Here is a 485-nt window from a genome sequence, read left to right as displayed (position 1 = left end):
CAGAGCAGCCCGATGATGCAGTGAGACACACCGGCGACGTCGCCGATCGCGTTGCGCCCGTCCCGCCATAAATCATCAACGGTGCTTTCCACAATTTCGGCTTTTTTGCTGCCCTTGTCCGTGGTGTCGTTATTCGGGTAACGCTCCGCCAGGAAGGCCGCCGCGATAGACGTCACGGCGCGCTGATAGGCGCAGACCTTCACGCTTTCATCATCAATCTGGTCGGCAGGAACATCAGCCAGGCGTGTAAAGCCCTGCGAAATCTGCGCATCACGAAAGCTGAACAGCTCAGCGTTCACTTCGGTCATGGCAAACTTTGCGGCAGTTCTCAGACGTTTAGCGGTGACCGTGCCTTCCAGGCGCAGCGTGTCACGCAGCTCAACCGGATCGACATCAGGCCAGAAATGGGTGTTTTTAATCGCGGGTTCCGTCGCGGCGTCCGGCTTTGGTGCAGGTACAACAAGAGACATAATGACCTCTGAATG

At 57.1% G+C, this 485-nt stretch carries 1 protein-coding gene; it reads right to left on the bottom strand.

Annotation, left to right across the window (positions count from 1 at the left end):
- Positions 1 to 470 (bottom strand): head completion/stabilization protein (locus tag D6C13_RS25400; protein WP_147408213.1); only part of this gene is annotated, 470 nt, incomplete at its 3' end.
- Positions 471 to 485 lie beyond the last annotated feature (15 nt).

The sequence above is a fragment of the Rahnella woolbedingensis genome (assembly GCF_003602095.1).
GTDB classification, from domain to species: Bacteria; Pseudomonadota; Gammaproteobacteria; order Enterobacterales; family Enterobacteriaceae; genus Rahnella; species Rahnella woolbedingensis.
Note: the sequence above shows the minus strand (reverse complement) of the source record. Positions and strands in the feature narration are given on the sequence as shown.